The organism is Streptomyces atriruber, assembly GCF_001418325.1.
Taxonomy (GTDB): Bacteria; Actinomycetota; Actinomycetes; order Streptomycetales; family Streptomycetaceae; genus Streptomyces; species Streptomyces atriruber.
In genome coordinates, this window is sequence record NZ_LIPN01000205.1 from 1 (window position 1) to 13405 (window position 13405).

General features: G+C 74.0%; 13 protein-coding genes. 9 read left to right on the forward strand and 4 right to left on the reverse strand.

Annotated features, from left to right (window positions below; genetic code table 11):
• Positions 1-17: 17 nt before the first annotated feature.
• A complete protein-coding gene (gene tsaE, locus AOK03_RS21995; RefSeq protein ID WP_055567038.1) occupies positions 18-530 on the forward strand; it encodes a tRNA (adenosine(37)-N6)-threonylcarbamoyltransferase complex ATPase subunit type 1 TsaE in 513 nt (170 codons plus the stop codon).
• Between the two features lie 365 nt (positions 531-895).
• Here the strand turns inward: tsaE and AOK03_RS22000 are convergent, their stop codons facing one another.
• A complete protein-coding gene (locus AOK03_RS22000; RefSeq protein WP_055567039.1) occupies positions 896-1444 on the reverse strand; it encodes a hypothetical protein in 549 nt (182 codons plus the stop codon).
• Between the two features lie 139 nt (positions 1445-1583).
• Here AOK03_RS22000 and tsaB point away from each other — a divergent pair, with 139 nt between their 5' ends.
• From tsaB to AOK03_RS22020, 4 genes are read left to right on the forward strand one after another with little or no spacing between them, the layout of a single operon-like run.
• Positions 1584-2240, forward strand: a complete 657-nt coding sequence (gene tsaB / locus AOK03_RS22005) for a tRNA (adenosine(37)-N6)-threonylcarbamoyltransferase complex dimerization subunit type 1 TsaB (protein ID WP_055567040.1) — start codon at positions 1584-1586, stop codon at positions 2238-2240.
• Between the two features lie 32 nt (positions 2241-2272).
• Positions 2273-2755 carry a ribosomal protein S18-alanine N-acetyltransferase gene (rimI, locus tag AOK03_RS22010; RefSeq protein WP_055567049.1) on the forward strand — a complete coding sequence of 161 codons (483 nt, stop codon included), beginning with the start codon at positions 2273-2275 and terminating at the stop codon, positions 2753-2755.
• Positions 2748-3866 carry a tRNA (adenosine(37)-N6)-threonylcarbamoyltransferase complex transferase subunit TsaD gene (gene tsaD / locus AOK03_RS22015; protein WP_055567041.1) on the forward strand — a complete coding sequence of 373 codons (1119 nt, stop codon included), beginning with the start codon at positions 2748-2750 and terminating at the stop codon, positions 3864-3866. Before rimI ends, tsaD begins: the two co-directional genes overlap by 8 nt.
• Positions 3863-4132, forward strand: coding sequence for a hypothetical protein (locus AOK03_RS22020; protein ID WP_055567042.1), 270 nt, complete (start codon positions 3863-3865; stop codon positions 4130-4132). Before tsaD ends, AOK03_RS22020 begins: the two co-directional genes overlap by 4 nt.
• Here the strand turns inward: AOK03_RS22020 and AOK03_RS22025 are convergent.
• Positions 4129-5100: a hypothetical protein gene (locus tag AOK03_RS22025; RefSeq protein ID WP_157869038.1), complete on the reverse strand. Its 972-nt coding sequence runs from the start codon at positions 5098-5100 to the stop codon at positions 4129-4131. The genes AOK03_RS22020 and AOK03_RS22025 overlap by 4 nt on opposite strands.
• A gap of 191 nt (positions 5101-5291) precedes the next feature.
• Between AOK03_RS22025 and AOK03_RS22030 the strand changes: the two genes are divergently transcribed.
• Positions 5292-8615 (forward strand): WD40 repeat domain-containing protein, encoded by a 3324-nt coding sequence (locus AOK03_RS22030; protein ID WP_055567044.1) that lies wholly within the window; start codon positions 5292-5294, stop codon positions 8613-8615.
• Here AOK03_RS22030 and AOK03_RS22035 read toward each other — a convergent pair whose 3' ends face one another.
• Entirely contained in the window at positions 8616-9200 is a 585-nt protein-coding gene (locus tag AOK03_RS22035) for a class I SAM-dependent methyltransferase (RefSeq protein WP_055567045.1), read from the reverse strand.
• Between the two features lie 28 nt (positions 9201-9228).
• Entirely contained in the window at positions 9229-9876 is a 648-nt protein-coding gene (locus tag AOK03_RS22040) for a TetR/AcrR family transcriptional regulator (RefSeq protein WP_055567046.1), read from the reverse strand.
• A 195-nt stretch (positions 9877-10071) separates the two neighbouring features.
• On the opposite strand from AOK03_RS22040, the gene AOK03_RS22045 reads away from it, so the two are divergent.
• The 3 genes from AOK03_RS22045 to AOK03_RS22055 all read left to right on the forward strand — a co-directional run.
• The gene (locus AOK03_RS22045) at positions 10072-11613 is read left to right on the forward strand and encodes an MFS transporter (RefSeq protein ID WP_055567047.1); all 1542 of its coding nucleotides are present in this window, start codon (positions 10072-10074) and stop codon (positions 11611-11613) included.
• A gap of 43 nt (positions 11614-11656) precedes the next feature.
• Positions 11657-12010, forward strand: a complete 354-nt coding sequence (locus tag AOK03_RS22050) for a YciI family protein (protein ID WP_055567048.1) — start codon at positions 11657-11659, stop codon at positions 12008-12010.
• Between the two features lie 79 nt (positions 12011-12089).
• Positions 12090-13405 (forward strand): RNA polymerase sigma factor (locus AOK03_RS22055; protein ID WP_063792542.1); only part of this gene is annotated, 1316 nt, incomplete at its 3' end.

A 13405-nucleotide genomic window follows, 5' to 3' on the forward strand; every position in this document is an offset into this window, starting at 1 on the left:
CCGCTAACGTGGTCGGTATGGAAGCACCGCACCACCAGGCCCCGGCCGTCACACTCAAGATCACCGTCAACTCCCCGGAGCACATGGGCGAGTTGGGACGTCGGCTGGCCAAGATCCTGCGCCCGGGCGACCTCGTCATGCTCACCGGCGAGCTCGGCGCCGGCAAGACGACGCTGACCCGCGGCCTCGGCGAGGGCCTCGGCGTGCGCGGCGCCGTCACCTCCCCGACCTTCGTCATCGCCCGTGTGCACCCCCCGCTCGGCGACGGACCCTCGCTGGTCCACGTCGACGCGTACCGCCTGGGCGGCGGGCTCGACGAGATGGAGGACCTGGACCTCGACGTCTCGCTGCCCGAATCGGTGATCGTCGTGGAGTGGGGCGACGGCAAGGTCGAGGAGCTGTCGGACGACCGGCTGCGGGTCGTCATCGACCGTGCCGTGGGCGACACGACGGACGAGGTGCGCGAGGTGACGCTCACCGGGCTCGGCGCGCGGTGGGCGGACGCGGACCTGGCGTCACTGGGCGCCTGAGGGGCCGATCGGCCCGCGCTCACACTCCCGCCCCGGGCCTTTGGTCCGGGGCGTTTCTCGTACGTTCGACCGAACGTTCCGACAAGACGTCGGCAAAATGTTGCGTTGCGTGCGTCGGGCGTGGTCACATGGATACCGGTCCTGGTTAGGTCTACCTAACCACGTCTGCCCCCGGAGCCCCCAGGAGGCATCCATGTCGGCTTCAGAACGTGACGCTTGCGCTCGGCCGCGCGGGAACGGGCTGCCGGGACCATCGGCCGCCGTGGACCCCTCGAACCTGTCGATGAGCGATCTGCTCGCGTCGTGCGCCGCGGCCAGCGCCGTCTCCACACCTCCGTGCGACCCCGCCCCGACGGGGGACGCGCCTACGGAACGACGACAACCTTCTGAGTGATCCCCGCGAACTGCCACATCACGTTGCCGTGCGCGCGGGACTGGCGGATGCCGCCCGTCTTCTTCGACGGGTCGGGCCGCGGCGTCGAGCCGTCGACGGCCGCGCTGAAGCCGATCGCGACCCCGTCGTTGGACGTGAAGATCACGACGTGCTCGATCGGCACGCCGTCCGTGCCGGTGACCGCGCCCGTCCGGGACGTGACCGTGTAGCTCCCCGGGGCCGGGTCGACCGTGCCCGGGGTGACCTCGAAGGTCTGCTTGACCTTGCCGGACGCCTCGACGAGCCAGACGCGCTCGTCCTCCAGGGAGTACACGACCCGCTCGCCGGCGCCGGACTGCGCGGGCAGGGCGGTGGGGTTCTTCTTGTCCTTGGGGGAGCGCGACGCGGATGCGGAGGGGGACTTGTCGGTCTTCCCCGGGTGGTCCGGCGCGCTGGCCGAGGCCTGATAGGCGAGGAAGCCGACCGCCGCGAGCGCGACAGCGGTGAGCCCGGCTACGAATCCCGAGCTGCTCCTTGACACCTTGCGCCACCCACCTCTTCGTACTGCGTACGGCTACGGAGTGACGGTAGCAGCAGCGGTGCCGCATCCCCGGGCACCGCACCCCATGGCTCATGCCGGTGCGGCCGTGCGCGGCGCCCGGGAGCCGTAGGCTGTTCGCGTGCTCTTGCTCGCTCTGGATACCGCAACGCCCGCCGTCACCGTCGCCCTCCACGACGGCTCCTCCGTCGTCTCGGAGTCGAGCCAGGTCGACGCCCGCCGTCACGGGGAACTGCTGCTCCCGGCCGTCGACCGTGTGCTCGCCGACGCCGGCCTGAGACTCGACGCCGTGACCGGCATCGTCGTCGGCGTGGGCCCCGGCCCCTACACCGGACTGCGCGTCGGCCTGATGACCGCCGACACGTTCGGCCTCGCGCTCGGCGTCCCGGTGCACGGGGTGTGCACGCTGGACGGCCTCGCGTACGCATCGGGCATCGAGGGCGGCCCCTTCGTGGTGGCCACCGACGCCCGCCGCAAGGAGGTCTACTGGGCCCGCTACGACGACGTGCGCACGCGCGCGGCCGAGCCCGCCGTGGACCGGCCCGCGGACATCGCCGCCGAGGTCGAGGGGCTGCCCGCCGTCGGCGCGGGCGCGCTCCTCTACCCCGACACGTTCCCCGACGCCCGCGCCCCCGAGCACGTCTCGGCGGCCGCGCTCGCGTCGCTCGCCGCGGAGAAGCTCGCGGCGGGCGAGGAGCTCCTGGAGCCCCGGCCGCTGTACCTGCGCAGGCCCGACGCGCAGGTGCCCAAGAACTACAAGGTGGTCACCCCCAAGTGACCCAGGTGACGGAGTCCGCCGTGCTGCGCGAGATGCGCTGGTGGGACATCGACGCGGTGTTCGTCCTGGAGAAGGAGCTCTTCCCGGACGACGCCTGGTCGCGCGGAATGTTCTGGTCCGAGCTCGCCCACGCGCGCGGCCCCCTGGCCACCCGCCGCTACGTGGTGGCCATGGACGGCGACCGCCTCGTCGGGTACGCGGGACTCGCCGCCTCCGGAGACCTCGCGGACGTCCAGACCATCGCAGTGGCCCGCGACCACTGGGGCACGGGCCTCGGCGCCCGGCTCCTCACCGACCTGCTCCAGGCAGCGACCGCCTTCGAGTGCGCCGAGGTGATGCTGGAAGTGCGGGTCGACAACACACGGGCGCAGAAGCTGTACGAGCGCTTCGGCTTCGAGCCCATCGGCTTCCGGCGCGGCTACTACCAGCCGGGCAACGTGGATGCCCTGGTCATGCGCCGCACCGATCCCTCCACCTCCGCATCCGGCGTACAAGGAACCGAGATTCATGGCTGACTCGCGCGACGAACCCCTCGTCCTCGGCATCGAGACCTCCTGCGACGAGACCGGCGTCGGCATCGTCCGCGGCACCACGCTGCTCGCGGACGCCGTCGCCTCCAGCGTCGATGAGCACGCCCGCTTCGGCGGCGTCGTGCCCGAGGTCGCCTCCCGCGCACACCTCGAAGCGATGGTGCCCACCATCGACCGCGCCCTGAAGGAGGCCGGGGTGAGCGCGAAGGACCTCGACGGCATCTCGGTCACCGCGGGGCCCGGCCTCGCGGGCGCGCTGCTCGTCGGCGTCTCGGCCGCGAAGGCGTACGCGTACGCGCTGGGCAAGCCGCTCTACGGCGTCAACCACCTCGCCTCGCACATCTGCGTCGACCAGCTGGAGCACGGGCCGCTGCCCGAGCCGACGATGGCGCTCCTCGTCTCCGGCGGTCACTCCTCGCTGCTGCTGTCCGAGGACATCACGTCCGACGTCCGTCCGCTCGGCTCGACCATCGACGACGCGGCGGGCGAGGCCTTCGACAAGATCGCGCGGGTGCTGAACCTCGGCTTCCCCGGCGGTCCCGTCATCGACCGGTACGCGCGCGAGGGCGACCCGAACGCGATCTCCTTCCCGCGCGGTCTGACCGGCCCCCGCGACGCGGCGTACGACTTCTCCTTCTCCGGGCTGAAGACGTCCGTCGCCCGCTGGATCGAGGCGAAGCGGGCCGCGGGCGAGGAGGTGCCGGTGCGGGACGTGTCCGCGTCCTTCCAGGAGGCGGTCGTCGACGTGCTGACCCGCAAGGCCGTGCGGGCCTGCAAGGACGAGGGCGTCGACCACCTCATGATCGGCGGCGGCGTGGCCGCCAACTCGCGCCTGCGCGCCCTGGCCCAGGAGCGGTGCGAGAAGGCGGGCATCCGGCTGCGCGTGCCGCGCCCCAAGCTGTGCACGGACAACGGCGCGATGGTCGCGGCCCTCGGCGCCGAGATGGTGGCCCGCAACCGGGCGGCCTCGGACTGGGACCTGTCGGCGGACTCGTCGCTGCCGGTGACGGAGCCGCACGTGCCGGGCCATGCGCACGGCCACTCCCACGGTCACGACCACGTGCACGAGGTCAGCAAGGAGAACCTGTACTCGTGACCGTCGCACTGATGTGGGAGGCCCGGGCCGTCGAGGGGCGCGGCGACGAGCTGCTCGCCTGGGCGCGGGCCCAGGAGATCCACGGCGTCGACGGCGGCCCGGTCCGCCGCGAGACCTTCCGTGCGCCGCAGGACCGGGTGCTCGTCATCACCTGGTGGGACGCCGCGCTCGACGACGCCGGACTGCCCGAGCTTCCGGAGCCCGACGGCGAGTTGGTGACGCGAGCGGTGCACCGGTGGCGGTTCGAGTCGGTGGAGCGGGCCTAGGCCTCTTCGGCGCTCAGCAGTACCGCGATCGTCACGAGTGACAGGACCGCCGTGCAGACCGTGGAGAGCACCACCAGCGTGCCGAGCGTGCTGTCGAAGTGCTGCTCGACGGCGCCGTCGGCGACGTACGAGTACAGACCGCGCCCGTCCAGGTAGAGCAGCACGAACGCCAGCGCCAGCCCCGCGCCCCGGCCCGCCGGACGCCCCGCGAGCAGCACCGCCCCGACCAGCAGGGGCGCGAGGGCGAAGGCCACGGTGTGGAAGCTGTACGGGATCGACGTGGAGTACGAGGCGTCGACCACGTCCCGGAAGAAGCCGCCGACCCCGGCGTCGGGCGAGCCGCCGACGAGGAACACCTGAGGCCGCGTCAGCCGGTAGAGCACCCAGCCGACGGCCACCGCGCCGGACAGGAGCAGGCAGACCCCCGCGGCGGCGAACTGCGGGCGCACGGTCGTCGGCATCGGTCGACGACCCGCGCGCGTCGTCCCGATCAGCGTCGCGGCGCCCACGAGCAGCCCGAGCACCCGGAACCCGATGAGGAGCTGCCCGTACTCGGAGCGCTCCAGCACGGCCCGGTAGTCCGAGGAGACCGCGAGGCCCACCAACTCCCGCAGGGAGAGGGCGATCAGCATCACCGCGAGGAACATCAGCGCGCCGCGCGCCACCCGGCGGCGGGCGACCGCGATCCCGCCGAAGACGAGTGCGGTCGTGATCAGCGCCCAGTCCTGCGGGGTCTGGGCGTAGGGGATGAACGGGATCCGCGGGTCGTACAGGGCGGTGAAGAAGTCGCCGCCGTCCGCGCCGCGGCTGTCCACCTCGTAGCCGATCCAGCCCGCCGCGGCGACGGCATAGAGGCCCACGGCCACGCCTATGCGCCGATACGCCCCCGAGGGCGCGTCGTCCGCCCGGTACAGGTCCTGTTGCGGTGGGTGCGGTGCTTGTGGTGCGCCGTACTGCGGCATCGTCATTCGGGTCCCCCGGTCTCCGAGCTTCTGGTGTCAGGGACACGTCGTGGCGGTGGGTCAGTTCCCTGGGCGGGGCGTCGAGGCCCGACCGGGTTACCACGGTGCGTGGCCGTGGGCGGCGATTCCCCGGGCGATCACCCGGTCGGGACCTCGCCGGGTGACGTGCGGGGTGCCGTCCCGGCAGTGTGTCTGCGGTGCTCCTGGGACCGCGACGCTCGCGCCGCCGCCTCGCCCGTGACGCGTCGGTCGCCGTGGTGGTGCTGGCGTTCGCCGGGTGTGCCGTGGCGGTGCCGCTGAACTCGGACGGCACGAACACGCTCCTGGCCACGATGGCGGGCCTGTTCGTGGGGCTCGCCTCGCTGCTGGTCGCCCTGGTGGCCTTCTTCCGTGAGGAGCCGCCCCGCCCTGATCCCGCCGAGCTCGCCGACGACCTCGCCCGCACGCTCGCCGGGCAGTGGCTGGAGGAGGCGGAGGCCCGCAGGCTGCGCCGTCCGCGCGTGCTGCCGCTGTGCTGGTCGACGACGACCGGGGGCGGGCCCGGTGCGGGCACCAGAGTGCTCAGGACGCGGTTCGACGGGCGGATCGACGGCCGCTTCGACGAAGTGCTCCGGCAACTGGCCGCGGGGTACGCGCGGTTGCCGCACCGCCGCCTGGTGGTCATCGGGGAGCCGGGGGCCGGGAAGACCGTCCTCGCGCTGCTGCTCACGCTCGGGCTCCTGGGCGCCCGGGACCCCGGCGGCCCCGTCCCCGTACTGCTCCCCGTCTCCTCCTGGGACCCCGTCCGCGAACGCCTCGACGACTGGATCGTGCGCAGTCTCGCCGCCCCGCACTACAACGGCCGACCGGAGATCCCCCGCGCCCTGCTGACCCACGGCCTCCTGCTGCCCGTCCTCGACGGCCTCGACGAGATCCCCGAGTCCGCGCGCCGCGGCGCCGTCCGGGGCATCAACCAGGCCGTCGGCGGCGAGCGCCCGGTGGTGGTGACGTGCCGGGCCGCGGAGTACGAGGACCTGATCCTGGGCGGCGCGCCGACGCTCCGCCGCGCGCCGGTCGTCGAGGTCGTGCCCGTCCCGCCCGACGACGTCATCGCCTACCTGAGGGACGTCGACTGGCCGCAGGGCACGGACTGGCGTGCCGTCTTCGACCACCTGCGGTCCGCGCCCGCGGGGCCGCTCGCCACGGCGCTGTCCACGCCCCTGATGGTGACCTCGGCGCGCCTCGTGTACCAGCGCGGCGGCGGGGACCCGACGGAGCTGCTCGACGCCGAGCGGTTCGGCTGCCGGTACGCGGTCGAGGAGCACATCACGCACGGCCTGATCGAGGCCGCGTACGCATCCGACCCCGCGGCGCCCGACGGGCCGGACGAGGCGAGCCGGTGGACCGCCGCGCAGGCGCGGCGCTGGCTGACCTGCCTCGCCCGCCACCTGCACGACCACCGGGAACGGGACCTGGCGTGGTGGCGGCTCGGCGCGCGGCTGCTGCCCCGGTGGGCGGGCCCGATCATCGGGATCGCGACGGGGGCGCTGCTCGTGCTCGGGTCGGTGGCCTGGATGGAGGCGGCCCACAGCGTCGAGGACGGGGCCGCGGACCGGAAGACGGTCGTCGTCGTGTCGCTGTGCGTCGGCGGCGGCTTCGCGCTCTTCAGCTCCGCCGTCTGGAACGCCTCGGGCAACCGTCCGCCGGGGCGGGTGTCCTTCGCCGTCCGCGGATCGATGGGCCGACTGCTCGGCGGGTTCCGGCACGGGGCCGTGCTGGCCGCCCTCTGCGCGATCCCGTTGGTCGTCGGCATCACGGTCTACCGCGTGCTCGACCGGCCGGGCGGCTGGCGGACCCCCGCGGCCGCCGAGCTGTGCGCCGAAGGGGCGGCCGTCTCCGTCTCGCTGACCGTGGTCGCGGGCCTCGCCCTCGCCGCGCACAGCTGGTGGGACGCGCCGCCCGGCCGGGCCGCGCAGGTCAGCCCCGGCGACTCCCTCGCCCAGGACCGGCGTTCGGCGCTGATCGGGGCGGCGACCGCGGGCGGCGTCGTCGCCGCGACGGGGTGGCTCGGCTGGTACGCGGGTGTGCTGTCCGGTGACTTCCTGTGGCGCACGCTCACCGGCTGGGCGGGCTGGCCGGGCAACGGGGACGTGTCGCTGCTCGCCGGGGACAGGGGGCGCGCGGTGGCCGCGGTGTTCGACCACTGGCGCTCGGGCCTCGGGATCGCCGTGCTGCTGCCGGGCGTCCTCTTCGCGCTGCTGGTCCTCATGGGCCGGGCCTGGCCGCGGTACCTGGTGACCAGGGTCTACCTCGCCGCCCGGGGTTGGCTGCCGTGGCGCCTGATGGCGTTCCTCGCCGATGCCCGGCGGCGTGAACTGCTCCGGCAGTCGGGCGGGACGTACCAGTTCCGGCACATCCGGCTGCAGGAGACTCTCGCGGGGGATCCGGCGCACGCCGCCTCTTCCCCGTCGGCCGCACCGGCGCCGGGGACCGTCCGGCGCCGCGTGGCCCTGACGGCGGGCGTCGGAGCGGCGGCGGTCGCCGCTGCCCGTGCGCTCGGCGGCCGCGAGGACGAGAGCGAGGCGGTGTTCGCGGCGCCCGGCCGGACGCCGATGATCGCGGTGGCCTACCGGCCGGGCAGCGGCAGGGAGTTCGCGTGCGGGTCGGAGAGCGGGTGGGTGTGGCTGTGGGACGGGTACGGGGTGAGTCGGCCCGCTACTCCGCTGCGCGCGATGCACCGGGAGAAGCCGGGGATCCCCGCGCGTATGGGCATGGCCTTCCATCCGGACGGCAGACGGCTCGCCGTGAGCTGGATCGGGCGCTCCGCGGTGGACCTGCTGGACGTTCTCGATCCTGCGGAACCCGTTCGGCTCGACATGGGGGACGTCGCGGGTGACGTCTGGCTCGACGACCTCGCCTTCGACCGGGAGGGGAAGCGGCTGGCCGGCACCGGGTGGGGGATGGGGGTCTCCGTGTGGTCGGACCGTGGCGAGGGCCGGTACGTGCTGGACCGGCACGAACTCCCGGCCGCGGGCGGTGGCGTCGTGACCGGTTCGTCCTTCCTCCGGAGCGGGGACCTGGCCGTGATCGATTCCGACGGGCGCGTGGTCCGGTACCGGTCGCCCGGGCTCGTGCGGTGGTCCTGGGTGACCTCGTCGACGTTCAGGGTCTTCGGCCGCTCCAGTCCCGACATCGCCGCCGCCCCCCGCGACGACTGCTTCGCCCTGTTCGGAAGCGACGAGGGAAAGGTGTGGCGGCGCCGCTCCTCCGACGGCGCGTGGCGGCCCGTGCCGGGGACGTTCGGAGCGGCGCGTACGGCCGCCTTCCACCCGGAACGCCCGCTCCTCGCCACCGGGGGCGCCCACGACGGCGAGGTGCGCCTGTGGCACGTCGAGGGAACCGCCCCGCCGCGCGAGGTGCGCACGCTCCACGGGCACGGTGACGCCGTCACCGCCATGGACTTCACCTCGGACGGACGCCGGCTCGCCACCGCGAGCGTGGACGGCACCGTACGCCTGTGGAATCTCGACGAGCTGCTCTGATCACCGTCGGTACGTCAGCAGATAGCGCCAGAAGAGCAGTTGGCGCACGCTGCTGCCCGGCAGGAGGCGGGCCGCCTCGGTGCGGATGTCGGGGAGTCGCATGTCCGGCTGGTGCACCGGGGGCTTGAGCGGGGGCGTGTGCTCGCCGCGCAGGCGCTCGGAGGCGTACACCGTCATCCGCGCCATCGCGTTCGCGGGGGACGCCGCGAAGTCCCACCAGGTCGTGCCCGCGTAGCAGCCGAGGACGAGGAGGGTGCCGCCCGGGGCGAGGGCGTCGCGCAGGCGCGTCACCGTGTCGAAGGGCATGTGGTGCAGGCTCGCCAGGCAGGTGATGACGTCGTAGTGGCCCTTGGGGAGGTCCACCGCGGTCACGTCGGCCTGCCGGAAACGGGGGCCGCCGCCGACCGCCGCCGCCTCGGCGATGACCTCCGCCGAGGGGTCCAGCGCGTCGACCTCGTAGCCGCGGGCCGCGAGGAGGCGGGCGAACCGGCCGGTGCCGCAGCCGATGTCGAGGGCGGTGCGGCCGCCGGGCGGCAGGTTCCGCAGGAGCAGGGGGTGGTAGTGGTCGTTGTGGTCGAAGGGCATGCGGGGGAGCCTGGCACACCCGGCCGGATCACCGGGAGCGTGCCGCCCGCCCCAGCAATCCGTCGACGACCGCGCCCAGTTGGCCGGTCAGGTCGTAGTCCTCGGTGAGTTCGGTCCAGCGGTCCGCGAGTGCCGCGAGGTGGGGGAGTTCGGCCGCGTCCACGTCGGTGAGCAGGTCGGGGAAGTGGCGCTTGCGGCCCGGGTCCTCGGCGCGGCGCTCCATGGCGCGGCGGAAGACCAGGTCTCCGTAGACGCAGTGCCAGATCGTCCGGTACGCGCGCGTGGCCTCCTCCGGGGTGAGCCCGCACGCGATGCCGGAGGCGACGATCTCCTCGACCATCCACAGGGCGCCCTCGTCGGTGAGGTCGCCCTGGCTGAGCACCTCGACCACCCAGGGCATCCGCGCCAGTGTGCCGTGCATGTGCAGCGAGACGGCGAGGAGGCGGTCGCGCGGGTCCGCGGGCAGTTCGGGGCGCGGGACCGTGGCGGCCGTACCGGCGAGCGTGAGCATCAGGAGCTCGTCCTTGTCGCGCACGTGGTGGTAGAGCGCCATCGGCGTCGTGCCGACCTCTTTGGCGACCCGGCGCATGCTCAGGGCCGCGACGCCCTCCGTCTCCAGGATCCGGCGGGCCGTCGCGACGATCGTCGCCGTCTCGATGCGGCGGGGGCGCCCCACGGCGCGCTTCCTCCCCTTCGCCGGGGCCTTTCCGGACGCTTTCCCGGGGGCCCCGGCTCCCGCGTCGGCCTCGGCCCCGGCCGCCCCGGTCCGCTCGTTGTCGTCTGCTGCCACCCGCTCATTGTCGCGCCTGGGCAAGGCCGGTGCGCAGCGACCCTTGCGTAATTTCTATACGCGTATAGTAATGTCCGGCGCATGGTGAACGTGAACCCGAATCCGAGGCCCGGCCCGGACGCACGACCCGGGCGTCGGCTGCTGCCGGTGCTGCTCACCGTGCAGTTCCTCGTCTCCCTCGACATGTCCGTCGTCAACATCGCCCTGCCCGACATGGGCGACGACCTCGGCTTCGCGCCCGACGCGCTGCTCTGGGTCGTCAACGCCTACGCGCTCGCCTTCGGCGGGCTGCTCATGCTCGGCGGTCGCCTCGCCGACCTGGTCGGCCGACGGCGCACCCTCACCTGGGGCTTCGCGGTCTTCGGCGCGGCGAGCCTCGCGGGCGGGCTGGCCCTCGCGCCGGGGCAGCTCATCGCGGCGCGGGCCGTGCAGGGCGCGGGTGCGGCGGCGCTCGCACCCGTCGCCCTCGCCCTGATCACCGTGCACTACGCGGCGGGGCCCGCGCGGTCCCGGGCGCTCGGCCTGTGGGGCGTCTCCGGGGCGCTCGGCGGCGCCGTCGGGATCATGGCGGGCGGACTGCTCACCGACTGGGTGGGCTGGCGCTCCGTGATGCTGATCAACGTCCCCGTGGTGCTCGCCGCGCTCCTCGCCGCGCGCCGCGGCATACCCGCCGACCGCCGCACCGGACCCGCGCCCCGCCCCGACATCACCGGCGCCCTGCTCGTCACGGCCGGTACGACACTGCTCGTCCTCGGCCTCGTGCGCACGGAGACGTACGGCTGGGGATCGGACACCACCCTGGCCGCGCTCGGCGCCGCGGCCGTGCTGCTCGCCGCCTTCGTCGCCGTCGAGGCCCGCAAGCGGGAGCCGCTGCTGCGGCTCGGCCTGCTCGGCACGGCGCACCGGCCCGTGCTCTCCGCGAACGTCTTCGCCCTGCTGATGTCCTCGGGGCAGTTCGCCGCCTTCTACTTCACCTCGCTCCACCTCCAGCAGGTGATGGGGTACGGGCCGACGGCGGCCGGCGCCGCGTTCCTGCCGTTCTGCGCGGGCATCGTCGTCGGGTCGACGGTCGCGACCCGGACGGTCGCGCGGCTCGGCGAGCGGACGCTCCTGGTGGCGGGCGGGCTGCTCGGGGCCGCCGGGTTCGGATGGTTCGCGCTCACGGTCGAGGCGGGCAGCACGTTCCTCGGCTCCATCCTCGGCCCCTCGCTGGTCGCGAGCGTCGGCATCGGCCTCTGCTTCGTGCCGCTCGGCACGTCGGCGACCAGCGGCGTCGCCCCCGAGGAGACCGGCATGGCCTCCGGACTGCTCAACAGCTCCCGCCAGCTCGGCGGCTCCCTGGGCCTCGCGGTCCTGGTCACGGTCGCGGCGAGCGCCACGGGACGGGGGCGGGGCAGGGGCGCCCTCGCCGAGGGGTACGCGGCGGCCTTCGCGGTGTCCGCGGGGCTCCTGGTGGCGGCCGCGCTGGCGACGGCGGCGCTGCACGGTCGGCGTACGCCCCCCACCACAACCGACGCCGCGACCGCACCGCTGCGACCTGCGAAAACACCGGCCGGAGAAGAAAGTTCAAAGAATTTCGGCGACGATGTCGAAACGGGCGTCTCCCGTTCGACGCAAGGGTGAGAGGCGAGGAGAAGCCCCGCCGCCACCCGATCGGGAGACCACCATGCCGCGCTACCTGACGCTGATCCGCATCGACGAGAACAACGCCCCCGAGGGCGGCCCGAGCCCCGAACTGCAGGAGCGCATGGGCGCGCTGCTGGAGGAGATCACCAGGGCCGGGGTGATGCTCGACACCGCCGGGCTGCGGCCGACCTCCGAAGGCACCCGCGTGACCTGGGACAAGGGCGAACTGTCCACGACCGACGGACCGTTCACCGAGACCAAGGAGGTCATCGGCGGCTACTCCATCTGCCAGGCCAAGGACATGGCAGAGGCCGTCGAGTGGACCAAGCGGTTCCTCAAGACCCACGAGGACTACTGGACGATCACCGCGGAGGTCCGGGAGATCGAGGGCTGAACCGCCGCGGTGGGGGTGCCGAGCCTCCGCCGCGGTGGCGTCGAGCCTTTGCGGCCGTGGCGCCGGGGTGCTCTGATGGATGGCCGTGAGCCATCCCCCGGAGCACCCCCGCCAGGCCATCGAGACCGTCTTCCGCATGGAGTCGCCGCGCATCATCGCCGGCGTGACGCGGATCGTACGAGACGTCGGCATCGCCGAGGAACTGGCGCAGGACGCCCTCGTGGCGGCCCTCGAACAGTGGCCCGCGCAAGGCGTCCCGGACAACCCGGGCGCCTGGCTCATGGCCACCGCCAGGCACCGCGCCGTCGACCTGGTCCGCCGCCGCGAGCGCTACGCACGGAAGCTCGCCGAGGTCGGCCGCGACCTGGAGACCGCCCCGCCCCCCACCGACCCCGTCGAGGACGTCGTGGCCGCCGACCCCGACGCCATCGACGACGACCTGCTCCGCCTCGTCTTCATCGCCTGTCACCCGGTGCTCTCCACCGAGGCCCGCGTGGCGCTCACGCTGCGCCTGCTCGGCGGACTGACCACCGCGGAGATCGCCCGCGCGATGCTCGCCCCCGAACCGACCGTGGCGCAGCGGATCGTGCGCGCCAAACGCACCCTCGCCGCCCGGGCGGTCGCCTTCGAGGTGCCCTACGGCCCGGACCGCGACGCCCGCGTCGGTTCGGTCCTTGAGGTCATCTACCTGATCTTCAACGAGGGGTACGCCGCCACGGCGGGCGACGACCTGCTGCGCCCCGCCCTGTGCGAGGACGCGCTGCGGCTGGCCCGGGTGCTCACCGCCCTGCTGCCCGAGGAGTCCGAGGCGCACGGCCTGGCCGCGCTGCTCGAACTGCAGGCCTCGCGCACGGCGGCGCGCACGGGCCCGGCGGGCGAGCCGGTGCTGCTCAAGGACCAGAGCCGGGCCCACTGGAACCAGATGCTGGTCCGGCGCGGCTTCGCCGCCCTGGCGCGGGCCCAGAGCACGGCGCCCTCACCGGCGGGCGCCCTCGGCCCGTACGCGCTGCAGGCCGCGATCGCCGCCTGCCACGCCCACGCGCACACCTACGAGGAGACCGACTGGCAGCAGATCGCCGCCCTCTACGGCCTGCTCGCCGCCCGTGCCCCGTCCCCGGTGGTCGAGCTGAACCGCGCGGTCGCGGTGGCGATGGCCCAGGGCACGGAGGCCGGGCTCGTGCTGGTCGACGCGCTCACCGCCGAACCCGTCCTGCGGGACTACCACTTGCTGCCCAGCGTGCGGGGCGACCTGCTGGAGCGGCTCGGCCGGACGGACGAGGCCCACGCGGAGTTCGAGCGGGCGGCGTCACTGGCCCGCAACGAGCGGGAACGGGAACTGCTCCTGGCACGGGCCGCCGACTGCTGGGCGGGGCCGGGCCAGGAGCAGTTCCCGTT

What these genes read in the sequence shown, in the direction of transcription:
- tsaE (WP_055567038.1), top strand. Translation starts at nt 18, where the DNA reads ATGGAAGCACCGCACCACCAGGCCCCGGCCGTCACACTCAAGATCACC.
- rimI (WP_055567049.1), top strand. Translation starts at nt 2,273, where the DNA reads ATGCGCTGGTGGGACATCGACGCGGTGTTCGTCCTGGAGAAGGAGCTC.
- tsaD (WP_055567041.1), top strand. Translation starts at nt 2,748, where the DNA reads ATGGCTGACTCGCGCGACGAACCCCTCGTCCTCGGCATCGAGACCTCC.
- AOK03_RS22025 (WP_157869038.1), bottom strand. Translation starts at nt 5,100, where the DNA reads ATGACGATGCCGCAGTACGGCGCACCACAAGCACCGCACCCACCGCAA.
- AOK03_RS22035 (WP_055567045.1), bottom strand. Translation starts at nt 9,200, where the DNA reads ATGCCCTTCGACCACAACGACCACTACCACCCCCTGCTCCTGCGGAAC.
- AOK03_RS22045 (WP_055567047.1), top strand. Translation starts at nt 10,072, where the DNA reads ATGGTGAACGTGAACCCGAATCCGAGGCCCGGCCCGGACGCACGACCC.
- AOK03_RS22050 (WP_055567048.1), top strand. Translation starts at nt 11,657, where the DNA reads ATGCCGCGCTACCTGACGCTGATCCGCATCGACGAGAACAACGCCCCC.